Below are 22171 nucleotides of genomic sequence, written 5' to 3'. Positions count from 1 at the left end.
CTCGAGGGTTTCCTTCGAGTACTCGGGCGCCAGCGCGTCAAGCGCATATGGCAGGGGTGGGAGCACATGTTCCATGGTTTTTTCTCGTGGGTTGGTTGCGGGGAATAAAGGATTCTAGAAAGGAATTACGCACCCGGCGTCGGACGTCGTCCCGTCTCGCCGGGCGTGACGGTCAGGTCGACCGAGCCATCGGCGAGCCGCGCAACCACGGCGTCGCCCGCCTTCAGTTTCTTCGCGCTGACGATCGCGCGCCCGTCGGGGCCGGTGAGCCAGGCATAGCCGCGCTGCAGCACCAGGGCCGGGTCGAGCAGCCGAAGGCGCAAAGCCACGCGCTCGAGGCGCTCGCGCCGCTGCGCCAGCGCGCGCTCGAGCTTCAGCGGGAAATCGGCCGAAATGGAGCGTGGCACATGGGCAAGCCGCTCCGTTCTCGATCGCAATGCGTAGTGCAGCCGCTGGGAATGGTGCGCCAACCGAAGCTGCTGGCGGGCCACGAGTGACGAGGGCCGGCCGAGCCGCGCCGCCGCCTGGTCGAGCCGCTGGCCCAGCACGTCGAGACGCGCACCCACCGCATCGCCGAGGCGCTCTTCCAGCAGGTCGAGCGCACCGAGCCACATCGTCTGCGGAGCGCTGACGAGTTCCGCCGCCGCCGTGGGTGTGGGCGCGCGCAGATCGGCGCAAAAGTCGGCGATGGTGAAGTCGGTTTCGTGCCCCACGCCGCAGACCAGCGGCACCGGGCTCTGGACGATGGTGCGGGCCAGGGTTTCGTCATTGAAAGCCCAGAGGTCTTCGATGGAACCGCCGCCCCGCACCAGCAGGATCACGTCGACGGCTGGCTCCAAGGCATACAACGATTGCAGCGCACGAACGAGCTCGGCCGGCGCACCGGCGCCCTGCACCGCCGCCGGCGCCAGAACCACCGGAATATGCGGAACGCGGCGCCGCAGCGCCGTGACAACGTCGTGCAAGGCCGCCGCCCCGAGCGAGGTGACCAAGCCCACCGAGCGCGGCATGGTGGGCAGCGCCCGCTTGCGCGCGGCATCGAAAAGCCCTTCGGCTTCGAGCCGCGCCTTGCGCTGCAGGAACTGCTCGAACAGTGCCCCTTGCCCTGCGCGCTGCAGGCTCTCGACCACCAGCTGCAGATCGCCGCGCGGCTCGTAGACCGCCAGGCGCCCACGCACCTCGACCTGGTCACCGTCGCGCGGCGAAAAATCGAGCAGGCCAGCCGCGCGCCGGAACATCGCGCAGCGCAGCTGGCCGGACACGTCCTTGAGCGCGAAGTAACAATGTCCACTTGAGGCGCGCGAAAAACCCGAGATTTCGCCGCGCACCGCGACGGGGTTGAACCGCGCGTCGAGCGCATCGGCAACCGCGCGGCACAACGCGCCGACAGCCCAGATCCGCGGACCCGGTGTGGCGTTCGGTTCACGCAAGTTCACAAATCGCACAAGTGGCCGGCAGCCACTCTTCCACAGTGAGCGGCCAGCCCCGGGCCATGAGGCCTCGATACGAAACAGGCGCACGGTTTGTCGTGCAAGCTGTTGATTTCATTGGAAAAAGTGCTGCTCAAAATTCAATCGATCTAATGGGAGGCCCGTCCCATGCGGGTCCGGAGCTGTTGCGCATCGGGTTAGTCACAAAGTTATCCACAGAATCTGTGCGTCATCGCTTACATGCAAACAAGCCGCGTGGCGATGGTGGGCTCGGTGGATAATCGCCGCGCATTTGCAGTCTACGGGCCGGAGGATTTTCTTGTTTTCCATCATAGTTGCCGCGGGCTGGCCGATTTGGCCATTGCTCGCTTGTTCGGTCATCGCGCTCGCGCTGGTTATAGAACGTTTCACAAGCCTGAAGACCGTGAAGGTCCTTCCGCCCAAACTGCTCGACGAGGCCATGACCGTCTCCCACGGCGCGGTTCCGGGCCCCGACGTGGTGACCAAGCTCGAACGCAATTCGATGCTCGGCCAGGTGCTGGCCGCCGGGCTGCGGGCGCTCAACGCCAACCCGCGCTGCACCGAAGACGACCTGCGCGCGGCCATGGAAGCCTCCGGCCGTACCGTGGCGCACAAGCTGGAGCGCTACCTGCCCGCCCTGGCGACCATCGCGTCGGCGGCGCCGCTGCTCGGGCTCCTGGGCACGGTGATCGGCATGATCGAGATTTTCGGCTCGCAGTCGCCCGGAAGCGGCGCGGTGGGTTCCGGCAACCCGGCGCAGTTGGCGCACGGTATTTCGATTGCGCTCTACAACACGGCCTTCGGCCTGATCGTGGCTATTCCAACGCTGATCTTCTGGCGCTATTTCCGCAGCCGGGTCGACGAATACCTGTTGAACCTGGAACTCTCTGGCGAGCGCTTTGCGCGCCACCTGAACGCGCTGCGGAAATGATGGCCTGCATGCCTGTCACTGCCGCATCGTTCGTCGGAGGCCTGGCATGAGCCGCGGCCGCATGCATTTCCGCCACGGCGCGCGCGACGAGCCCGAGATCAACCTGATCCCGTTCATCGACGTGCTGCTGGTCGTGCTCATCTTTCTGATGCTGTCGACCACCTACAGCAAGTTCACGGAGATGCAACTGCGCCTGCCGACGGCGGACGTCGATTCGCAGCGCGACTACCCCAAGGAAGTGATCGTGGCGGTGTCCGCCGACGGCCGCTACTCGATCAACAAGACGCCCGTTGCCGACCGCAACGTGGCAACCGTGGCCGCAGCCCTCGGTGCGGCGGCCACGGGCGGCAAGGACAGCGTGGTCATCATCAGCGCCGATGCCAGCAGCCCGCACCAGTCCGTGATCACGGTCATGGAAGCGGCGCGCCGCGCAGGCCTCGTGCAGATCACCTTCGCAGCCCAGTCGACGGCGCAAGCAGGACGCTGAGTGCCGTCCCACGGCCGCAGCAGCAGTACCGGCGCATCGGCCTCCCGGCTGCAGCGCGCCTGGCTGCAGCGCGGTGTGCTGGCCTGCCTGCTGTGGCCTTTGTCGCTTCTTTATGCGGCGCTTTTTGCGACGCGGCGCTTGTTCTACCGATTGGGGTGGCTGAATACCGAACGCGTAGAAGTGCCCGTGATCGTGGTCGGCAACGTCATCGCGGGCGGTGCCGGCAAGACTCCGGTCGTGATGGCCGTGATTCGGCATCTGCAGGCGCGCGGGCTGCGCGTTGGCGTGATCTCGCGCGGCTACGGCCGCCGCACCGGCGACTGCCGTGAAGTGCTGGACGAAAGCGATCCGCAAGATGTCGGCGACGAGCCGGCGCTGATCCGCCACGCTACCGGCGCGCCCGTTTTCGTGGCGCGGCGCCGCGCCGAAGCCGCGCAGGCCCTGCTGGCCCGGCACCCTGCCACACAAGTCATCGTGAGCGACGACGGGCTGCAACACCTGGCGCTTGCGCGCGATATCGAGATTTGCGTGTTCGACGCCCGCGGAATCGGCAATGGCTGGCGTTTGCCCGCCGGCCCCTTGCGCGAGGCTTGGCCGCGCCGGTGCGACCTGGTGCTTCACAGCGGTGAGCGGCCGGCATTCGCCGGCGGCTACACCGCCACCCGCGCACTGGCGCAGGACGCCGTGGCAAGCGACGGCAAACGCCTGCCGCTGAGCGCCCTCGCCGGCAAGCCGGTGATTGCGCTCGCGGCCATTGCGCGGCCCGAGGCGTTTTTCGAAATGCTGCGGGCGCGCGGCCTGACGCTGGCCGAGACGATTGCGCTGCCCGACCACTTCGATTTCGATGGCTGGCAAGCCCCCTCAGACGCCGGGCACCCCCTGCTCTGCACCGAAAAAGACGCCGTCAAGCTTTGGAGAAAAGCTCCCGGCGCGCTTGCCGTGCCGCTGCACTTCGCACCCGCGCCGGAATTCTTCGCCGCGCTCGACGCAAAGCTATCATCGCTCGATGGATACCAAGCTGCTTGAACTGCTCGTCTGCCCCGTGACCAAGGGCCCGCTGACCTGGAACGCCGAAAAGCAGGAGCTCTGCTCGCGCAGCGCCCGTCTCGCTTATCCGGTGCGCGACGGAATTCCGGTGTTGCTCGAGAACGAGGCGCGCACGCTGTCCGACGACGAGCTGGGGCTGTGAGCTTTACCGTTCTGGTGCCGGCGCGCCTGGCTTCGACCAGGCTACCCAACAAGCCGCTGGCGGACATCGCCGGCTTGCCCATGGTGGTGCGCGTGGCGCAGCGGGCGAGCCAGTCGACCGCGCTGCGGGTGGTGGTTGCCGCGGACGACCTGTCCATCGTCGCAGCCTGCAAGCAACACGGCGTGGAGGCCATCCTCACGCGCCAGGACCATCCGAGCGGCACCGACCGTCTTGCCGAGGCCTGCGAACAACTCGCGCTCGACGGCGGCGACATCGTCGTCAATGTGCAAGGCGACGAGCCGCTGATCGACCCTGCGCTGATCGACGCTGTCGCGTCCGCGCTCGCCCTTCGTCCGGAAGCCGCCATGAGTACCGCGGCCCATGAGATCGATTCGCTCGACGACTTTCTGAACCCGAACGTGGTGAAGGCGGTGCTCGACGCGCAAGGCAACGCGCTGTACTTCAGCCGCGCACCCGTTCCGTGGTGGCGCGACGGCGCCGTCAACCGCGTGCCGACGGCCCTGCCGAGCCCGGCTCCGCTGCGCCACATCGGCATCTACGGGTACCGCGCGGGTTTCGTGCGCCAATTCCCTTCGTTGCCGCCGGCTCCTGTCGAGGCGACCGAGGCGCTGGAGCAACTGCGGGCGCTCTGGCACGGGCATCGCATCGCGGTGCATGTCACCCACGCGGCTCCCGGACCGGGCATCGACACCCCTGAAGACCTGGCCCGCGTGCGTGCATTGTTCGCAGCCAAGCCGGCACCCTGAAGCGTGCGCCACAGGGTGGCTGTAACGGAAATTCTTCACGCTCACGCATGCTATCCTCGACGCAATTCCGCCTTGCACGGCTCCCGGGCCGGCGCTTGGCGCGACACAAGATCTAAGAACCGTCCGAGGACACCATGAGACTAATTTTGCTGGGCGCGCCCGGGGCGGGCAAAGGCACGCAAGCGGCCTTCATCTGCCAGAAGTACGGCATTCCTCAAATTTCGACCGGCGACATGCTGCGCGCAGCTGTCAAGGCCGGCACACCGCTCGGCCAGCAAGCCAAGGCGGTCATGGAATCGGGTGGCCTGGTGAGCGACGACCTCATCATCAACCTCGTGAAGGAACGCATCGCGCAACCCGATTGCGCCGACGGCTTCCTGTTCGACGGCTTTCCGCGCACCATTCCGCAGGCGGACGCGATGAAGGCAGCGGGCGTCAAGCTCGACTACGTGCTCGAAATCGACGTGCCCTTCAGCGACATCATCGAACGCATGAGCGGCCGCCGCTCGCACCCGGCGTCTGGCCGCATCTATCACGTGAAGTTCAATCCGCCGAAGGTCGAAGGCAAGGACGACATCACGGGCGAAGAACTGATCCAGCGCAAGGACGACGAGGAAGAAACCGTGCGCAAGCGGCTCGAGGTGTACAGCCAGCAGACGCGTCCGCTGGTCGACTACTACTCGGCCTGGGCCAAGGCCGATCCGGCCTCGGCACCGAAGTACCGCGCCATCAAGGGCGTCGGCACGGTCGAAGAGATCACCCAGCGCGCACTGGCCGCACTGAGCAACTGAAGCTGGCGGCAGGCGGGCTGCCTTGGCAGCTTGCGCGCCTGCCCGCTTGTGCCCGCAGCGCCTCAGGCGGCTGTTCCGATCAGCTCCAGCATCAACGCGATCCGTGCCTTGACCGGCGTCAAAGCACCGGCATCGCGCAGCTTGTCGTCAGGCCTCGGAAGAATGCGCCCGCTCGCGCAACGTGTGGCGCGCAGCACGGCGACGCCCGCATCCTGCGCGCGAAGCGCGGCAGCCTCCAGCACATGGTGCACCGTGCCGTTGCCAGTGGCTGCCAGCACCAGCCCGCGCACCGGCTCGGCGACGCCCATCGCCCGCTCCTGAAGCAGCAAGTCGACGATGGCACCGGTCGCACCGGCGTGGCTGGTGATGATTTCGACCCTCGGCCATTGCATCGCCGCGCCTTCGCCGGCTTCGAGAAGCTTCGAGCGCGCCGGTGATTCGGGCCAGTCCCGCATCCGCCGTACCGCCCCCTCTTCCACATAGCCGACCGGACCGGCATCGCCCGAAGCGAACGCATCCGGCCGATAGGTGTGCGCCTTCTGCACATCGAAGGCGCTGTGGATTGCGCCTGCGCAGACCACCGTCACACCTCGGGCGGCCGGCGTGGCTGCCACCGCGATGGCGTCGCGCACATTCTGCGGGCCGTCGGGCGAGAGCGAACTGGCCGGGCGCATGGCGCAGGTCAGCACCACGGGTTTGCCGGGCGCAAGCACGGCCTGAAGAAAGAAGGCGGTTTCCTCGAGCGTGTCGGTGCCGTGCGTGATCACCACGCCGGCCACGTCGGCCTCGGCGAGCCAGAAGGCGCAACGCCGGGCGAGCTGCAGCCAGACGTCGGGTTCCATGTCCTTGCTGTCGAGCTGCGCCACCTGCTCGGCCGCAAGCTCCAGGCCTTCGGGCGCCTCGATGCCGCCAAGCAGGTCTGCCACGCTCACCTGGCCGGCTGTGTAGCCGATGTTGTCGCCGCCGCTCGCGGCGCGGCCCGCAATGGTGCCGCCCGTTCCCAGAACCACAATGCGCCGCAGGCTCGGCGAGAGCGAATTAACCATGGCTTGCCAACTTTTAAAAACTGGTTAAAAATACAGGTACTGGATATCTAGCCAGTGCCGCAAGGAACAACATATGCAGTTCGCCGTGAAGCTTACCGCCCGCCAGCAGCAAATCCTGGACTTGATCCAGAGCGCCATCGCACGCACCGGCGCTCCGCCCACGCGGGCAGAAATCGCCAATGAGCTGGGCTTCAAGTCGGCCAACGCGGCCGAAGAGCACCTGCAGGCGCTGGCCCGCAAGGGTGTGATCGAACTCGTCAGCGGCACCTCGCGCGGCATCCGGCTCAAGGGCGACGCGCTGCGCTCGCTCAACGAGTCGCGCCACCGCGAAGGCAACCAGTTCTCTCTCTCGCTGCCCGGCATGGCGCAACTGGCACTGCCTCTCATCGGCCGTGTTGCGGCGGGTTCGCCCATCCTCGCGCAAGAACACGTCGACCAGACCTACTACGTCGAGAACACGCTGTTCCAGCGCCAGCCCGACTACCTGCTGAAGGTGCGCGGCATGTCCATGCGCGACGCCGGCATCATGGACGGCGACCTGCTGGCGGTGCAAGCCACCAAGGAAGCCCGCAACGGCCAGATCGTGGTGGCGCGCCTCGGCGACGAAGTCACGGTCAAGCGCCTCAAGCGCAACAAGCAGGTCATCGAGCTGCACGCCGAAAACCCCGACTACCCGACCATCGTGGTCCAGCCCGGCGAGCCGTTCGAAATCGAAGGCCTGGCGGTCGGCCTCATTCGCAACACCATGCTGATGTAGGCCCTGCGGCCTGCCGAAAGCAGCACCCCATCCGGTCGCAACAGGTGGCGGGCGTATGGCGCGAAGTCGCCATCACCCTGTTGCGCCCGATCAAAGAAATCCTGCCTGTGTTCAACCTCAGACTTTTTTGGAGTTCACATGGGAATCGCCCTCCTCGCCATCGTTGATTTCTGGATGCCGCTGCAATCGCTCGCAAGCCGGCTGCTGCCGGCACGCCGCCCGCGCCGCCGCGACAGCGGCAGTGCTTCCGCAGGCTTGCGCTACGTCGCGGTCCGGCCCTCATGCACGGCTCGGGCCCATGGTCCGGCCGCCCCTGCTGATGCAGCACCCGCGCCCGTACGGCCCCTGCGCGTCATTCGCGTGGTGGACGGCCTGCAGGGCGAAAAACGCAGCACCAACCGCATGGTGATTTCCGGCCGCATGGCCGACGTTTGCGCCGAACTCGACCGGCTGGCGGCACTCGAGGCCATGGAAGCCGTCAGCACCGCGCCTGGCTCCACGCGCCTACATTAAGCCCATGCAACCCCCGGTGACCATTGCCCGGGGCGGGTATCCAAACGTTCACACGCGCGTCGTGCCAATGCTGCGAGGCACAATGGCACGCCATGAACATTGTGATCCTCGACGATTACCAGGACGCCGTGCGCAAGCTGCGCTGCGCCACCAAGCTGGACGCGTACGCGGCCAAGGTCTACACCAACACGGTCAAGGGCATTGGTCAACTGTCAATCCGCCTGAAGGACGCCGATGTGATCGTGCTGATCCGCGAGCGCACCCACATCTCGCGCCAGCTGATCGAAAAGCTGCCCAAGCTCAAGCTCATTTCGCAGACCGGCCGCGTGGGCAACCATATCGACGTCACGGCCTGTACCGAACGGGGTGTGGCCGTGGCCGAGGGCACCGGCTCTCCCCAGGCGCCCGCCGAACTCACCTGGGCGCTGATCATGGCGGCCATGCGGCGCTTGCCGCAGTACATCAGCAACCTCAAGCACGGCGCGTGGCAGCAATCGGGGCTCAAGTCGGCGTCGATGCCACCCAACTTCGGGTTGGGCTCGGTGCTCAAGGGCAAGACGCTCTGCATCTGGGGCTACGGCCGCATCGGCCAACTGGTGGCGCGCTACGGTCAAGCCTTCGGCATGCAGGTCGTCATCTGGGGCCGCGAGGCAAGCTGCGCCAAGGCCAGATCCGACGGCTTCCAGGTGGCGCAGAACCGGCACGAGTTCTTTGCCGCGGCCGATGTGCTGTCGGTACATCTGCGGCTCAACGAGGAAACCATGGGCCTGGTCACGCTCGAAGACCTTTCGCGCATGAAGCCGACGGCGCTCTTCGTCAACACCTCGCGCGCGGAGCTGGTCGAGCCCGACGCCCTGCTGGCGGCGCTCAATCGCGGCCGACCGGGACTGGCGGCGGTCGACGTGTTCGAGAGCGAACCGCCGCTGCAGGGCCACGCGCTCTTGCGCCTCGAAAACTGCATCTGCACGCCGCATATCGGCTACGTGGAGCAAGACAGCTACGAGAGCTATTTCGGGCAGGCTTTCGACAACGTGGTGAGCTTCATCAAGGGCAACCCCACCAACATCGTGAATCCGGGCGCGCTGCAGGTTCGCCGGTGATTTCATGAGCCGCCGGGCCGCCTCAAGGCGAGTACCGCAGCCGAAGGCGAAGGTCCTTCAATGAACCGGGCTGCGCCCCGGGGCGCGCTTTGGGCGCTGCTGGCCGGCAATTTCGTGATCGGCACGGGCGTGATGGTAGTGCCCGGCACGCTCAATGAAATCAGCACGTCGCTGGCGGTTACCGTGGCCACCGCGGGCCAGTTGATCACGGTTGCCGCGGTTGTGATGTGCCTTGGCGCACCGTTGCTGGCGGCGGTGGTCGCGGGCTGGGACCGACGCCAGCTGCTGGCCCTCACCCTCGTCTGGTATGCCGCCGGGCACGTCGTTGCGGCATTGATGCCGAGCTTTGGCGCCCTGCTGCCGGTGCGCATGCTCACCGTGGTGGCTCCGGCCATCTTCACGCCGCAGGCCGCGGCCTGCGCGGGCATGCTGGTGCCGCCGGAGCAGCGCGGGCGGGCCGTGACCTTCGTCTTTCTCGGCTGGTCGATGGCCTCGGTGCTGGGCCTGCCGGTCGGTGCGCTGATTGGCGGCCACCTGGGCTGGCGCATGGCTTTCACGGCCATCGCAGTGCTCAGCATCGTGAGCGCGGTGTCGATCTGGCTGACGCTTCCGCGCGGTATCCGCCCTGCGGCGCTCACGGCAGCCGCGTGGTCGCGCGTGCTCCGCAGCCCGGTGCTGATGGGCATCGTCTCGGTCACGGCGCTGCAGGGGGCCGGGCAGTTCGTCCTGTTCAGCTATTTCGGCCCCATCCTCAAGCAGGACTTCGGCGCCGACCCCACCACGCTGAGCCTGATGTGGGCCCTGTTCGGCGTTTTCGGGCTGCTGGGCAACATGCTGGTAAGCCGCTTCATCGACCGGGTGGGCGCGGGCCGCATGGTGCTGCTGACGAGTTCACTCATCGCACTCAGTCTCTTTCTCTGGCCGTGGGCCGGCACGCTCCCCTGGCTGGCGGCCGTTCTCGTGCCGTGGGGCCTGGGGTGCTTTGCCACCAACTCGGCGCAGCAGGCGCGGCTGGTAGGCCTGGCGCCCACTCTTGCGCCGGGCTCGGTGGCGCTCAACAGCTCGGGCATCTACATCGGCCAGGCAGTGGGCGCCGGGCTGGGCGGATGGCTGCTCGCCAACGATGCGGTGGCATGGATGAACTGGGTCGGCCTCGCGCTGCTGCTGCTGGCCATCGGCCTGAGCGTGGCCATCGATCGCAACCGCCGCGCGGCCTGAAAAGCGCGGCCCCGCGTAAAACCCGGGAAGCCGCTGCGCCCGGTGGCTGCAAAATCGAAGGCTGTGCAAGCTCCGCGGCCCCGCCAGCAATCAGGCCCGGATACACCTCAACCAGCGAAAATCTTCTTCCAATGACAGTGAACTACACACGGATCGGCGTCGTCGGCGCCGGCGCCATGGGGCGAGGCATCGCCCAGATCGCCGCGCAAGCGGGTAGCGAAGTGCTGCTGCTCGACAGTTTTGAAGGCGCCGCGGAGCGCGGGCGCGAAGCCCTCGCGGCGCAATGGAACAAGCTGCACGTGAAGGGCAAGATCGACGCCGCGGCGCGCGATGCGCAGATCGCCCGCGTCAAGGCGGTCGATTCGGTGGCAGCCCTGGCCGCCTGCGACCTCGTGATCGAAGCGGTGGTCGAAGACATCGAGGTCAAGCGCTCGCTGTTCCGTGAGCTCGAATCGGTTGTCGCACCTACGGCCACGCTCGTGACCAACACCTCGTCGCTTTCGGTCACGGCCATTGCTGCGGGCCTCAAGCACCCCGACCGCGTCGCGGGCTTTCACTTCTTCAACCCGGTGCCGCTGATGAAGGTGGTCGAGGTGGTGGCGGGCTTCAAGACGTCCGCCGAGGTCTGCAAGCAGCTGGCGGGCTATGCGGTGCAGATGGGCCACAGCGCCGTGCAGGCGCAAGACACCCCCGGTTTCATCGTCAACCACGCCGGCCGCGGCTATGGCACCGAGGCGCTGCGCATCGTGGGCGAAGGCGTGGCCGACTTCGCCACCATCGATCGCATCCTGAAGGACCAGGCCGGTTTTCGCCTTGGTCCGTTCGAGCTGATGGACCTGACGGCGCTCGACGTGTCGCATCCGGTGATGGAGTCGATCTATCGCCAGTACTACGAAGAGCCGCGTTTCCGCCCCAGCGTGATCACCGCGCAGCGGCTCGCTGCGGGCGTGCTCGGCCGCAAGACCAATGAAGGTTTCTACAGCTACAACGACGGTGTGATGCAGCAGCCCGCCGAAGCCGCGGCGCCGACCGTGGCGGCGCTGCCTTCGGTGTGGGTTTCGCCGCGTGCCGCGCGCCGCGCCGAGCTGCTGCGGCTGGTGAATACGCTGGGCGCCCAGATCGACAGCGGTGCCACCGCCGCGCCCACTTCGCTCATCCTGGTGGCGCCGCTGGGCTTCGACGTGACCACCGTGGCCGCGGTCGAGCGCCTGGACGCGACGCGCACCGTCGGCATCGACATGCTGATCGACGATGCCGCCACCAAGCGACGCGTGCTCGCCACCAACCCGGCCACACGGCGCGACATCCGCGATGCAGCCCACGCCCTCTTCGCGCGCGACGGCAAGGCCGTGAGCGTGATCCGCGACAGCGGCGGCTTCGTCACGCAGCGCGTGATCGGCACCATCGTGAACATCGCCTCCGACATGTGCCAGCAGCGCGTGTGCTCGCCGGCCGATCTTGAAACGGCCGTACAGCTGGGCCTGGGTTATCCACGCGGCCCGCTGGCCATGGGCAACCTGTACGGCCCGACCAACATGCTGGAGGTGCTGTTCAACCTGCAGACCGTCTACGGCGATCCGCGCTATCGCCCGAGCCCGTGGCTGCGCCGTCGCGGTGCGCTCGGCCTGAGCCTGCTGCACGAAGAAGAATGAACGAACGCCAAGCCAGGAAAGCACGACACCGATGACCGCCGAACTCAAGAGCACCAGCGAAGGACGCACCATGGTGCTGACCATCGCCAACCCGACCCAGCGCAACGCGCTGGGCCCCGAGATCTACGCCGCAGGCATCGAGGCGCTCAACGGCGCCGAGAGCAGCGACGAGATCCGCAGCGTCGTCATCGTGGGCGAAGGCGCGTGGTTCTGCGCTGGCGGCTCGCTGCAGCGGCTGTCCGACAACCGCCAGCGCGACCCCTCGGTGCAGGCCGAAAGCATCGAGGGCCTGCACAACTGGATCGACTCCATCCGCACCTTTCCCAAGCCGATCATTGCAGCGGTCGAAGGCGCGGCGGCAGGCGCGGGCTTTTCGCTGGCACTGGCCTGCGACTTCGTGGTGGCCGCGCGCGACGCGATTTTTGCTGCGTCGTACAGCAATGTGGCGCTCTCGCCCGACGGCGGCCTGAGCTGGCACCTGGGCCAGGCGTTGCCGCGCCAGCTGGCCAGCGAATGGCTGATGGCCGGCGAGCGCATCGGCGCGCCGCGGCTGCATGCGCTCGGGCTGGTCAACGAACTGAGCGAAAACGGCCAGGCGCTCGCCAGCGCGCTGGCGCTTGCAGCCAAGCTCAATGCCCGCGCACCCAACTCGCTGGCCAGCATCAAGGAACTGCTCAGCGAGGCGCGAGGCGCCACCTTTGCGTCGCAGCTCTCGCAGGAGCGCGACCACTTCGTTCGCAACCTTCACCACCCCAATGCCGGCATCGGCATTGCCGCTTTTCTCGAGAAGAAGCCGCCGCAGTACGAATAGCGGCACGACGTCACTCCCGTGACACCCATCAGCCTTTCAGTCGCCGACAGGACAGACCAATGGACGACCCCATTCTTACCATCGAAGAACGTGAAGCGATCAACAGTGGTCGCTGGTTTTCTTCTCTCTCTCCATCGCTACGGCACGACATTCTTCGATGTGCTTTTGTCAAACGCTACAAGGACGGCGACCTGATTGCCGCCCGCGGCGATCCGCCCGATCACTGGATTGCCTGTGCCAAGGGCGCGGTGCGAGTGAGCTCGACGGCCGTCTCGGGCAAGCAGGTGACGCTGACCTACGTGGAGCCGGGCATCTGGTTCGGCGACGTGGCGATGTTCGACGGGGACCGGCGCACGCACGACGCCTATGCGCATGGCGACACCACGGTGCTCTGCGTGGCGCGGGCCGACTTCCAGAAGATCCTGGCCACGCACGTGGAACTGTACGAAGCATTGATGCGGCTGCAGGCGCGCCGCATCCGCACGCTGTTCGGGCTGGTGGAAGACCTCAACACCCTGCCCTTGCGCGCGCGCCTGGCCAAGCAGCTCATTCACCTGGTGCGCAGCTACGGCGTGCCCAACCTGGAAGACGGCAGCCAGACGCGCATCGGCCTGCAGCTGGCGCAGGAAGAACTCGCACAGTTGCTCGGCGCCTCGCGCCAGCGGGTCAACCAGGAGCTCAAGACCATGGAGCGCGAGGGCACCATCCGGATCGAGCCGGGCGGGCTGGTCGTGCTGGATCGCGCGGCCCTGATGCGTGTCTCCGAAGCTGAGACCTGAGAAAACCAAAAAGAGACTGAGACATGAGCCAGGACTTCTCGAACTTCATCGGCACCCGCGCCGTCTCGCAGCAGCATGCATTCGACATCGAAACGCTTGCGGCCTGGCTCACGAAGAACCTCGACGGCTTCAAGGGCCCGCTCACGGTCGAAATGTTCAAGGGCGGGCAATCGAACCCCACCTACAAGCTGGTGACGCCCACGCAGAGCTACGTGATGCGCGCCAAGCCCGGCCCCGTTGCCAAGCTGCTGCCCTCGGCCCATGCGGTGGAGCGCGAGTTCAAGGTCATGAGCGGCCTTGCCGGCACCGATGTGCCCGTGCCGCACATGCACTGCCTGTGCGAAGACGAATCCGTCATCGGCCGCGCCTTCTACGTGATGGAGTTCATGCAGGGCCGCGTGCTCTGGGACCAGTCGCTGCCCGGCTTCACCAACACCGAGCGCGGGGCCTACTACGACGAGATGAACCGGGTCATTGCGGCGCTGCACACCGTGAAGTTCGCGGAGCGCGGGCTTGCCGACTACGGCAAGCCCGGCAACTACTTCGAGCGCCAGATCGGCCGCTGGAGCAAGCAATACAAGGCCTCGACCGATGGCGCCGGCGAACTGTCGCAGCCGATCGACGCCATGGAGCGCCTGATCGACTGGCTACCCGCCCACATGCCGGCGAGCGCGCGCGACGAGAGCAAAGTCTCGATCGTGCATGGCGACTACCGCCTGGACAACGTGATGTTCCACGCCACGGAGCCGCGGATCATCGCGGTGCTCGACTGGGAGCTTTCCACGCTGGGCCACCCGCTGGCGGACTTCAGCTACCACTGCATGTCCTGGCACATGCCTCCCACCACCGGCCGCGGCATCGGCGGCGTGGATGTCGCGGCGCTGGGCATTCCCACCGAAAGCGAATACATCCGGCGCTACTGCGAGCGCACGCGCATCAGCACGCCCGAGGCGCTGGCCCCGGACTGGAACTTCTACCAGGCCTACAACCTGTTCCGCATGGCCGCGATCCTGCAAGGCATTGCCAAGCGGGTCGAGGCCGGTACCGCGTCGAGCGAGCAAGCCGTGGCCTCCGCCCGCGGCGCGCGACCGATGGCCGAGATGGCCTGGCAGTTTGCCCAAAAGGCGTAACCAGCCCCAAAACCCCACCAGGAGACAGCATGGATTTCGAATATTCGGCCAAGACCAAGGAATTGCAGAAACGCGTCACCGCGTTCATGGACGAGCACATCTACCCGGCCGAAGCCGAGTACGCCGCCGAACTGGCCGCGAACACGGCTGCGGGCAAGCGCTGGACCGCGCTCAAGACCGTAGAGAAGATCAAGGCCAAGGCCAAGGCCCAGGGACTTTGGAACCTGTTCCTGCCGGTCGACAGCGCCTCCGCCTCAGGGTATGAAGGCGCGGGCCTCACCAACCAGGAATACGCACCGCTGGCCGAGATCATGGGCCGGGTGCAATGGGCTTCCGAGGCCTTCAACTGCTCGGCGCCGGACACCGGCAACATGGAAACCATCGCGCGCTACGGCTCGGAGGCCATCAAGGCACGCTGGCTCAAGCCGCTGCTCGAAGGCGAGATTCGCTCGGCCTTCGCGATGACCGAACCCGACGTTGCCTCCAGCGATGCCACCAACATCTCGACCCGCATCGAGCGCCAGGGCGACGAGTACGTGATCAACGGCCACAAGTGGTGGATTTCAGGTGCCGCCGATCCACGCTGCGCCGTCTTCATCACCATGGGCAAGAGCGACCCCGATGCGCCGAGGCATTCGCAGCAGAGCATGGTGATCGTGCCGGCCGACGCCAAGGGCATCCGCATCGTGCGGCCGCTCAACGTCATGGGCTACGACGATGCGCCGCACGGGCACGTCGAGATGTACTTCGAGAACGTGCGCGTGCCTGTCGACAACATCCTGCTGGGCGAAGGTCGCGGCTTTGAAATTGCGCAGGGCCGCCTTGGCCCCGGACGCATTCATCACTGCATGCGCCTGATCGGCCTGGCAGAGCGTGCGCTCGAGCTGATGTGCAAGCGCGCTTCTTCGCGCGTGGCGTTCGGCAAGACGGTCGCTTCGCAGACCGTGACACAAGAGCGCATTGCCGAGGCACGCTGCAAGATCGACATGGCGCGCCTGCTCACGCTCAAGGCCGCCTGGCTGATGGACGTGGCCGGCAACAAGGTTGCGAAGAACGAAATCGCAATGATCAAGGTGGTGGCGCCAAGCATGGCATGCCAGGTGATCGACTGGGCGATGCAAGTGCATGGCGGCGGCGGCATGTGCGACGACTTTCCGCTGGCCTACGCCTACGCCGGCGCCCGCACGCTGCGCTTTGCGGACGGTCCGGACGAAGTGCACCGCAATGCGATCGCGAAATGGGAGCTGGGCAAGTACGCGCCCAGCAAGACCGAAGCCGAAGCACCCGTCACGCGCTTCTGATCTGCATTACCCCTCTCGCTCCGAGAGAGGGTTGGGGTAAGGGCCGACGGCGCCAAGCGCGCCACGGCCCTTTTTCTTTTTCAGAGCTTTTTCTGCAAGAACACCGCGTGCCCGAATGCCGGATCGAGTTGGTAGCCGGCAAACCCCTCGCGCTCGTAGCTGCGCAGCGCCGGCGCATTACCCGAGAGCACTTCCAGCGTGAGCTTGCAGGCACCGCGCGCACGGGCCTCTTGCTCCACGCGTTCGAACATGCGCTGCGCCACCCGCCGGCCGCGATGGCTGGCCAGCACAACCACGTCGTGCACATTGACCAGCGGCTTGCAGGCAAAGGTCGAAAAACCTTCGATGCAGTTGATGAGCCCGATGGGCTGCGAACCGTCGTAAGCCAGCACGCTGAAGGCCTGCGCCCGCGCCGCCAGCGCAGCAGGCAGGCCGGCGCGCACCTCGGCTTCGAGAGGCGTGCCGCCGCCGGCAGGGTCTTGCGCATAGCTGTCGAGCAAGTCGACCAGCGCGGCTGAATGCGCTGCGTTGCCGTAGTCCGCCAGCACGACTTCGATCATCGCCGTCACTGTGCGGACTCAAGGGTCGCGGCAAGGCGCTTGGCGCAGGATTCGGCCTGCTTTGCGTCGCGTGCCTCGACCATCACGCGCACCAGCGGCTCGGTGCCGCTCGCACGAATCAGCACGCGGCCGCCGTCGCCGAGCTCGGCCTCCATACGCTGCGTTTCGCTGGCCAGCGCCTCGTTGCTCTTCCAGTCCTGCCCCGGTGTGAGGCGAACGTTGATGAGGGTCTGGGGAAACAGCGTGATGTCCGCCAGCAGTTGTGCCACCGTCTTGCCGCTTCGCACGCAGGCTTGCAGCACCTGAAGCGCGCTCACAATGCCGTCACCGGTGGTGTGGCGGTCGAGTGCGAGCAGATGGCCGGAGCCCTCGCCGCCGAGCAGCCAGCCGCGCTTGTCGAGCTCTTCGAGCACGTACCGGTCGCCCACCTTGGCGCGCACGAATTCGATGCCCTGGTTGCGCAGCGCCACTTCGACAGCCTTGTTGGTCATGAGGGTGCCGACCACGCCGACCGGCTTTTCTCCGCGCGCAATGCGCTCGGCCACCATGAGGTAGAGCAGTTCGTCGCCGTTGAAAAGGCGTCCGCTCGCATCGACCAACTGAAGTCGGTCGGCGTCGCCGTCGAGCGCGATGCCGTAGTCGGCTTTTTGTGACGTCACGGCCTCCACCAGCGCGGCGGGATGGGTTGCGCCGAAGCCCTTGTTGATGTTGAGACCGTCTGGTGCGCAGCCGATGCTGGTGACCTCGGCCCCCAGCTCATGGAACACATTCGGCGCCACCTGGTAGGCCGCGCCGTGCGCTGCATCGATCACGAGCTTCATGTCGCGCAGCGTCAGGTCGTTGGCGAAGGTGCTCTTGCAGAACTCGATGTAGCGTCCGGGCGCGTCGTTCAGGCGGCGCGCCTTGCCAAGTTCGGCCGAGGTCGCCCACACGGGCGCCTCTTCGAGCGCGGCCTCCACCGCGAGCTCCCATTCGTCGTCGAGCTTGCTGCCGTGGGCGTTGAAAAACTTGATGCCGTTGTCGGGGTAGGCGTTGTGGCTCGCGCTGATCACCACGCCCAGGCTCGCGCGCTGCGCGCGCGTGAGGTAGGCCACGCCCGGCGTGGGCAACGGACCCAGCAGCACCACGTCGACCCCGGCGGAGTTGAAGCCCGATTCCAGCGCGGATTCGAGCATGTAGCCTGAGATGCGTGTGTCCTTGCCGATCAGCACCGTGGGGCGCGACTCGCTCTTCTTGAGCACGCGACCCACCGCATGTGCAAGGCGCAACACGAAATCGGGTGTGATGGGCAACTGGCCGACAGTGCCGCGGATGCCGTCGGTGCCAAAGTATTTACGGGTCATGAGGTTTGTCGTTTTTGTTGATTGGTTGAAGCTGGTGCCACCGACTGCGGCTCTTGGGCCTTCATGGCTTGCCAGACCGCGAGCGCCGCCACGGTGTCGCGCACGTCATGCACCCGCACGATGGCCGCACCGCGGTCCACCGCGAGCATTGCCGCCGTCACGCTGGGCACCAGACGCTCGGCTGCAGCCGGAATGCCGCTCACCGTGCCGATGGAAGATTTGCGGGACCAGCCCAGCAGCAGCGGATAGCCGGCTTCGAGCAATTCACGCTGGCGTGCCAGCAGGGCAAAATTTTGCGCCACCGTCTTGCCGAAACCAATACCGGGATCCAAGGTGATTCGCGAAGGATCGACGCTGAGCAAACGAAGTTGCGCCACTTGCTCGGCCCAGAACGCCAGCACCTGGGGGAGCACGTCGCCCTGCATGGGCGCGGTCTGCATGGTTTGTGGATCGCGGTGCATGTGCATCAGGCAAACGCCGCACGAAGGATGCGCGGCCACGGCTTCTCGCGCGCCGGGCTGCCGCAACGCCCAGACGTCGTTGACGATGTCGGCACCGAGATCGAGCACCGCGCGCATGACTTCAGGCTTGTAGGTGTCGACGGACACCGGCACACCCAGCCTGACCGCCTCGCGGACCACCGGCAGCACGCGCGCCAGTTCGGCATCGAGCGGCACGGCCGGGCTGCCGGGCCGGGTCGACTCGCCGCCAATGTCGAGGATGTCGGCGCCCTCTTTCAGCAACTGCTCGCAATGCTGCAGCGCGGCCGATGTGGAGGCATGCGCCCCGCCGTCGGAAAACGAATCGGGGGTGACGTTGACGATGCCCATCACGCGCGGCTGCGCGAGATCGATGGTGAATCGTGCGGTCTGCCACGTCGGCGAAGCTGCCGTCACAGGGCACCTGCGCTATGAAAAACGGGGCCAAGGGCCCCGTTGTGGTGTGAAGCCGGATGCACTTCAGGCAGCTGTCGGTGCCGGATCCGGATTGACAGCCGGCGTACCGCCGCTGCCGCCGCTGCCCGAGGGCGGAATGCGCGGGGTCCAGTCCTTGGGCGGACGCGGCGCGCGGCCGGCCATGATGTCGTCGAGCTGTTCGCTGTCGATGGTTTCCCACTCGAGCAGTGCCTTGGCCATGGCGTGCATCTTGTCGCTGTTTTCCTCGATGAGGCGGCGCGCCAGGGCGTACTGCTCGTCGATGATGCGGCGGACTTCGGCATCGACCTTTTCCATGGTCTGCTCGCTCATGTTCGTGGTCTTGGTGACCGAGCGGCCCAGGAACACTTCGCCTTCGTTCTCGGCATAGACCATCGGGCCGAGCGCGTCGGTCATGCCGTAGCGCGTGACCATGTCGCGGGCGATGGAGGTCGCGCGCTCGAAGTCGTTGCTGGCGCCCGTGGTCATCTGGTGCATGAACACTTCTTCGGCGATCCGGCCGCCGAAAAGCATGCTGATCTGGTTCAGCATGTATTCGCGGTCATAGCTGTAGCGGTCTTGCGCCGGCAGGCTCATGGTCACGCCAAGGGCGCGGCCACGCGGAATGATGGTGACCTTGTGGACCGGGTCGCACTTGGGCAGCAGCTTGCCGATGAGGGCGTGGCCGGACTCGTGGTACGCCGTGTTGCGGCGCTCTTCCTCGGGCATGACCATGCTCTTGCGCTCGGGGCCCATGAAGATCTTGTCCTTGGCCTTCTCGAAGTCCTGCATCTCGACCACGCGCGCATTGCGGCGTGCAGCCATCAGGGCGGCTTCGTTGCACAGGTTGGCCAGGTCGGCGCCGGACATGCCGGGCGTGCCACGCGCAATCACGCTAGGGTTCACGTCCTGGCCGAGCGGCACCTTGCGCATGTGCACGCCGAGGATCTGCTCGCGGCCGCGGATGTCGGGCAGCGTGACATACACCTGGCGGTCGAAACGGCCCGGGCGCAGCAGTGCGGCGTCCAGAATGTCCGGACGGTTGGTTGCAGCCACGACGATCACACCGAGGTTGGTTTCGAAGCCGTCCATCTCGACCAGCATCTGGTTCAAGGTTTGTTCGCGCTCGTCGTTGCCGCCACCCAGGCCGGCACCACGCTGGCGGCCCACCGCATCGATTTCGTCGATGAAGATGATGCAAGGGGCGTTCTTCTTGGCGTTCTCGAACATGTCGCGGACACGGGCCGCGCCCACGCCGACGAACATTTCGACGAAGTCGGATCCCGAAATCGAGAAGAACGGCACCTTGGCTTCACCGGCGATCGACTTGGCGAGCAAGGTCTTGCCGGTACCCGGGGGGCCGACCAGCAGCAGGCCGCGCGGAATGCGGCCGCCGAGCTTCTGGAAGCGCTGCGGGTCTTTCAGGAAGTCGACCACTTCACGGACTTCTTCCTTGGCCTCGTCGCAGCCTGCGACGTCGGCGAAAGTGACCGTGTTGTTGTTCTCGTCCATCATGCGGGCTTTGCTCTTGCCGAAGCTGAATGCTCCGCCTTTGCCGCCGCCCTGCATCTGTCGCATGAAGTAGATCCAGACACCGATCAGGAGCAGCATCGGCCCCCAGCTCACCAAGAGCGTCATGAGGAGCGAGCCCTCTTCGCGCGGCTTGACGTCGAACTTGACGTTGTGGTCGATCAGGTCGCCCACCAGGCCGCGGTCGAGCACCGTGGCGGTCGTGCGGATCTTGCGATCGTCGTTGGTGACGGCGATGATTTCTCCGCCGCCTGCGCCTTCAGGAATGACGGCACTTTTGATCTGGTTGTTTCGGACCTGATCCAGGAACTCCGAATAACTCACCGTCCCCGAGCCAACGCCGCCGCGGGTGTCGAACTGCTTGAACACAGTGAACAACACCATGGCAATGACGAGCCATACGGCAACTTTGGAAAACCACTGATTGTTCAAACGAAGCTCCAGTCGAAAGCGCGTGACAAGATTGTGAAAAAGAACGCGCTGTGGATACGCAATTGCGCCCCATTTTAGGCTTTTCAAGCTACGAAAAGCGGGCATTTCCCTAATGCAGCCATAGCCTGACAAGGGTTTGCGCCCCATTGACACCCTTGCGGCGCCCTGTGGAGGGCTGCCGCGTCAAGGTATCAAAGCGTTTCCTGTGCCTTCAGACCCATGCCGACCAGAAAGGTTTCGGACGATTTGTCGCGCGAGGCCTTGGGTTTGAAGGGTTTTACGGTGCGGAAATTGGCCTTGAACAGCTTCACCAGCTCGTCGTAGCCGCTGCCGTGGAAGAGCTTGGCGACCAAAGCCCCTTCGGGCTTCAGGTGGTGCTGGGCGAAGTCGATTGCAAGCTCGATCAGGTGCGCGACACGGGCGGCATCAGCCGAATGAATGCCCGACAGGTTGGGCGCCATGTCCGACACCACCAGGTCGGCCTTCCGGCCGGCCAGCACGCCCAGCACCTGCTCCAGCAGCTCCGCCTCGCGGAAATCGCCCTGCAGGAAGGTCACGCCCTCGATCGGCTCCATCGGCAGCATGTCGAGCGCGATGATGGTCCCGTTCAGCGCGCCGGCCGCGGCGCCCTCGGGCGACATGCGCCGCCGCAGGTACTGGCTCCAAGCGCCCGGCGTGGAGCCGAGGTCGACCACCAGCTGGCCCGGTTTGACCAAGCCCAGCGACTCGTCGATTTCCTTGAGCTTGTAGGCGGCGCGTGCGCGGTACCCCTCGCGCGTGGCCAGTTTCACGTACGGATCGTTGATGTGGTCGTGCAGCCACGCCTTGTTGACTTTTTTGCTCTTTGCCTTGGTGCTCATGGGTGGCCTCTCGTGCTTCGCGCTGCGGTATTCACCTTGGAAGCGGCCCGGCGGTTCGAGAGGTTGCTTTCTACCCTCGATAATACGGGGATGCCCGCCATTCAACTTACCCCTGCCGAGCGCAAGGTGCACCGCGCCGAAGCTCACCACCTGGATCCGATCGTCATGGTCGGTGGAGACGGGCTGACCCCTGCCGTTAAAAAAGAAGCCGACGCGGCGCTCAAGGCTCACGGCCTGATCAAGATCCGCGTCTTCTCCGACGACCGCCTGGCGCGCGACGCCATGCTGCAGGAGCTGGCCGACGAGCTCAATGCGGCGCCCATCCAGCACATCGGCAAGCTGCTGGTGCTGTGGCGCCCCAAGCCCGAGAAAGAACGTGTGGTCGACGAAGACCGCATGCCCGGTCCGCGCGACATCAAGGTGCTGAAGTACAGCAAGCGCGGCGGCCAGCGCCCCGAAATCAAGACCCTGCGCGTGCTCGGCAACCAGCGGCTCACCCCCGGCGGCACCATCAAGCGCGCCAAGGCGAAACGGCCGCTCTCGGCCAAGAAGCGTAACCAGGCAGACTGAACTTGGCGCCAGCGCAAGGCGCCCAGCGCCATATCCTCT

The 22171-nt window shown here is 66.1% G+C and carries 23 protein-coding genes and 1 pseudogene; 16 read left to right on the top strand and 8 right to left on the bottom strand.

Translation table 11 applies throughout. The features are described from left to right. Window positions 1-75: pseudogene (locus EJI00_RS23295) on the bottom strand (superoxide dismutase [Fe]); the annotation flags it as partial. A gap of 50 nt (window positions 76-125) precedes the next feature. Beyond that, the gene (xseA, locus tag EJI00_RS23290) at window positions 126-1436 is read right to left on the bottom strand and encodes an exodeoxyribonuclease VII large subunit (RefSeq protein ID WP_126749849.1); all 1311 of its coding nucleotides are present in this window, start codon (window positions 1434-1436) and stop codon (window positions 126-128) included. A 313-nt stretch (window positions 1437-1749) separates the two neighbouring features. Between xseA and EJI00_RS23285 the strand changes: the two genes are divergently transcribed. From EJI00_RS23285 to adk, 6 genes are all read left to right on the top strand, one after another. Beyond that, window positions 1750-2382, top strand: a complete 633-nt coding sequence (locus tag EJI00_RS23285; protein WP_126749848.1) for a MotA/TolQ/ExbB proton channel family protein — start codon at window positions 1750-1752, stop codon at window positions 2380-2382. Between the two features lie 61 nt (window positions 2383-2443). After that, on the top strand, window positions 2444-2869 hold the full coding sequence (locus EJI00_RS23280) for an ExbD/TolR family protein (RefSeq protein WP_126749852.1): 426 nt from the start codon (window positions 2444-2446) through the stop codon (window positions 2867-2869). Further along, a complete protein-coding gene (lpxK, locus tag EJI00_RS23275) occupies window positions 2870-3895 on the top strand; it encodes a tetraacyldisaccharide 4'-kinase (protein WP_126749847.1) in 1026 nt (341 codons plus the stop codon). Further along, entirely contained in the window at window positions 3876-4058 is a 183-nt protein-coding gene (locus EJI00_RS23270; protein ID WP_126749846.1) for a Trm112 family protein, read from the top strand. Before lpxK ends, EJI00_RS23270 begins: the two co-directional genes overlap by 20 nt. Then, a complete protein-coding gene (kdsB, locus tag EJI00_RS23265; RefSeq protein WP_126749845.1) occupies window positions 4055-4825 on the top strand; it encodes a 3-deoxy-manno-octulosonate cytidylyltransferase in 771 nt (256 codons plus the stop codon). Before EJI00_RS23270 ends, kdsB begins: the two co-directional genes overlap by 4 nt. 134 nt (window positions 4826-4959) lie before the next feature. After that, entirely contained in the window at window positions 4960-5616 is a 657-nt protein-coding gene (adk, locus tag EJI00_RS23260; RefSeq protein ID WP_126749844.1) for an adenylate kinase, read from the top strand. Between the two features lie 62 nt (window positions 5617-5678). On the opposite strand, the gene EJI00_RS23255 is transcribed toward adk, so the two are convergent. Then, window positions 5679-6662: an asparaginase gene (locus tag EJI00_RS23255; RefSeq protein WP_126749843.1), complete on the bottom strand. Its 984-nt coding sequence runs from the start codon at window positions 6660-6662 to the stop codon at window positions 5679-5681. 73 nt (window positions 6663-6735) lie between these two features. Here EJI00_RS23255 and lexA point away from each other — a divergent pair, with 73 nt between their 5' ends. The 9 genes from lexA (at window position 6736) to EJI00_RS23210 (ending at window position 15923) form a co-directional block, all read left to right on the top strand. Then, window positions 6736-7419: a transcriptional repressor LexA gene (lexA, locus tag EJI00_RS23250; protein ID WP_126749842.1), complete on the top strand. Its 684-nt coding sequence runs from the start codon at window positions 6736-6738 to the stop codon at window positions 7417-7419. A 138-nt stretch (window positions 7420-7557) separates the two neighbouring features. Further along, entirely contained in the window at window positions 7558-7932 is a 375-nt protein-coding gene (locus EJI00_RS23245; protein ID WP_126749841.1) for a hypothetical protein, read from the top strand. A gap of 92 nt (window positions 7933-8024) precedes the next feature. Next, window positions 8025-9032: a D-2-hydroxyacid dehydrogenase family protein gene (locus tag EJI00_RS23240; protein WP_126749840.1), complete on the top strand. Its 1008-nt coding sequence runs from the start codon at window positions 8025-8027 to the stop codon at window positions 9030-9032. A gap of 60 nt (window positions 9033-9092) precedes the next feature. Beyond that, window positions 9093-10250: an MFS transporter gene (locus EJI00_RS23235; protein WP_126749839.1), complete on the top strand. Its 1158-nt coding sequence runs from the start codon at window positions 9093-9095 to the stop codon at window positions 10248-10250. 131 nt (window positions 10251-10381) lie between these two features. After that, window positions 10382-11902 (top strand): 3-hydroxyacyl-CoA dehydrogenase, encoded by a 1521-nt coding sequence (locus EJI00_RS23230; RefSeq protein ID WP_126749838.1) that lies wholly within the window; start codon window positions 10382-10384, stop codon window positions 11900-11902. Window positions 11903-11933: 31 nt separating this feature from the next. After that, window positions 11934-12713 carry an oxepin-CoA hydrolase, alternative type gene (locus EJI00_RS23225; protein ID WP_126749837.1) on the top strand — a complete coding sequence of 260 codons (780 nt, stop codon included), beginning with the start codon at window positions 11934-11936 and terminating at the stop codon, window positions 12711-12713. 59 nt (window positions 12714-12772) lie between these two features. Then, window positions 12773-13492, top strand: a complete 720-nt coding sequence (locus tag EJI00_RS23220; RefSeq protein WP_126749836.1) for a Crp/Fnr family transcriptional regulator — start codon at window positions 12773-12775, stop codon at window positions 13490-13492. A 23-nt stretch (window positions 13493-13515) separates the two neighbouring features. Next, the gene (locus EJI00_RS23215) at window positions 13516-14622 is read left to right on the top strand and encodes a phosphotransferase (protein WP_126749835.1); all 1107 of its coding nucleotides are present in this window, start codon (window positions 13516-13518) and stop codon (window positions 14620-14622) included. Between the two features lie 29 nt (window positions 14623-14651). Continuing rightward, window positions 14652-15923, top strand: coding sequence for an acyl-CoA dehydrogenase family protein (locus tag EJI00_RS23210; protein ID WP_126749834.1), 1272 nt, complete (start codon window positions 14652-14654; stop codon window positions 15921-15923). 80 nt (window positions 15924-16003) lie between these two features. On the opposite strand, the gene EJI00_RS23205 is transcribed toward EJI00_RS23210, so the two are convergent. The 5 genes from EJI00_RS23205 to EJI00_RS23185 form a co-directional block, all read right to left on the bottom strand. Then, complete coding sequence (locus EJI00_RS23205; protein ID WP_126749851.1) at window positions 16004-16483, bottom strand: GNAT family N-acetyltransferase; 480 nt, start codon at window positions 16481-16483, stop codon at window positions 16004-16006. 5 nt (window positions 16484-16488) lie between these two features. Then, window positions 16489-17826, bottom strand: coding sequence for a phosphoglucosamine mutase (gene glmM, locus EJI00_RS23200; RefSeq protein ID WP_126749833.1), 1338 nt, complete (start codon window positions 17824-17826; stop codon window positions 16489-16491). After that, the gene (gene folP, locus EJI00_RS23195) at window positions 17823-18656 is read right to left on the bottom strand and encodes a dihydropteroate synthase (protein ID WP_126749850.1); all 834 of its coding nucleotides are present in this window, start codon (window positions 18654-18656) and stop codon (window positions 17823-17825) included. The genes glmM and folP overlap by 4 nt, the downstream gene beginning before the upstream one ends. A gap of 129 nt (window positions 18657-18785) precedes the next feature. Then, window positions 18786-20702 (bottom strand): ATP-dependent zinc metalloprotease FtsH, encoded by a 1917-nt coding sequence (gene ftsH / locus EJI00_RS23190; RefSeq protein ID WP_126749832.1) that lies wholly within the window; start codon window positions 20700-20702, stop codon window positions 18786-18788. Window positions 20703-20893: 191 nt separating this feature from the next. Next, entirely contained in the window at window positions 20894-21562 is a 669-nt protein-coding gene (locus EJI00_RS23185) for an RlmE family RNA methyltransferase (protein ID WP_126749831.1), read from the bottom strand. 90 nt (window positions 21563-21652) lie between these two features. Between EJI00_RS23185 and EJI00_RS23180 the strand changes: the two genes are divergently transcribed. Next, entirely contained in the window at window positions 21653-22132 is a 480-nt protein-coding gene (locus EJI00_RS23180) for a YhbY family RNA-binding protein (RefSeq protein WP_126749830.1), read from the top strand. Window positions 22133-22171 lie beyond the last annotated feature (39 nt).

This window comes from Variovorax sp. DXTD-1 (assembly GCF_003984625.1).
Taxonomy (GTDB): domain Bacteria; phylum Pseudomonadota; class Gammaproteobacteria; order Burkholderiales; family Burkholderiaceae_C; genus Variovorax.
Note: the sequence above shows the minus strand (reverse complement) of the source record. Positions and strands in the feature narration are given on the sequence as shown.

Bases quoted from the DNA above. Each gene is read 5' to 3' on its own strand.
- EJI00_RS23280 (WP_126749852.1), top strand. From the start codon at position 2,444: ATGCATTTCCGCCACGGCGCGCGCGACGAGCCCGAGATCAACCTGATC.
- EJI00_RS23270 (WP_126749846.1), top strand. From the start codon at position 3,876: ATGGATACCAAGCTGCTTGAACTGCTCGTCTGCCCCGTGACCAAGGGC.
- adk (WP_126749844.1), top strand. From the start codon at position 4,960: ATGAGACTAATTTTGCTGGGCGCGCCCGGGGCGGGCAAAGGCACGCAA.
- EJI00_RS23255 (WP_126749843.1), bottom strand. From the start codon at position 6,662: ATGGTTAATTCGCTCTCGCCGAGCCTGCGGCGCATTGTGGTTCTGGGA.
- lexA (WP_126749842.1), top strand. From the start codon at position 6,736: ATGCAGTTCGCCGTGAAGCTTACCGCCCGCCAGCAGCAAATCCTGGAC.
- EJI00_RS23245 (WP_126749841.1), top strand. From the start codon at position 7,558: ATGGGAATCGCCCTCCTCGCCATCGTTGATTTCTGGATGCCGCTGCAA.
- EJI00_RS23240 (WP_126749840.1), top strand. From the start codon at position 8,025: ATGAACATTGTGATCCTCGACGATTACCAGGACGCCGTGCGCAAGCTG.
- EJI00_RS23235 (WP_126749839.1), top strand. From the start codon at position 9,093: ATGAACCGGGCTGCGCCCCGGGGCGCGCTTTGGGCGCTGCTGGCCGGC.
- EJI00_RS23230 (WP_126749838.1), top strand. From the start codon at position 10,382: ATGACAGTGAACTACACACGGATCGGCGTCGTCGGCGCCGGCGCCATG.
- EJI00_RS23225 (WP_126749837.1), top strand. From the start codon at position 11,934: ATGACCGCCGAACTCAAGAGCACCAGCGAAGGACGCACCATGGTGCTG.
- EJI00_RS23220 (WP_126749836.1), top strand. From the start codon at position 12,773: ATGGACGACCCCATTCTTACCATCGAAGAACGTGAAGCGATCAACAGT.
- EJI00_RS23215 (WP_126749835.1), top strand. From the start codon at position 13,516: ATGAGCCAGGACTTCTCGAACTTCATCGGCACCCGCGCCGTCTCGCAG.
- EJI00_RS23210 (WP_126749834.1), top strand. From the start codon at position 14,652: ATGGATTTCGAATATTCGGCCAAGACCAAGGAATTGCAGAAACGCGTC.
- EJI00_RS23205 (WP_126749851.1), bottom strand. From the start codon at position 16,483: ATGATCGAAGTCGTGCTGGCGGACTACGGCAACGCAGCGCATTCAGCC.
- glmM (WP_126749833.1), bottom strand. From the start codon at position 17,826: ATGACCCGTAAATACTTTGGCACCGACGGCATCCGCGGCACTGTCGGC.
- folP (WP_126749850.1), bottom strand. From the start codon at position 18,656: ATGGGCATCGTCAACGTCACCCCCGATTCGTTTTCCGACGGCGGGGCG.
- EJI00_RS23185 (WP_126749831.1), bottom strand. From the start codon at position 21,562: ATGAGCACCAAGGCAAAGAGCAAAAAAGTCAACAAGGCGTGGCTGCAC.
- EJI00_RS23180 (WP_126749830.1), top strand. From the start codon at position 21,653: ATGCCCGCCATTCAACTTACCCCTGCCGAGCGCAAGGTGCACCGCGCC.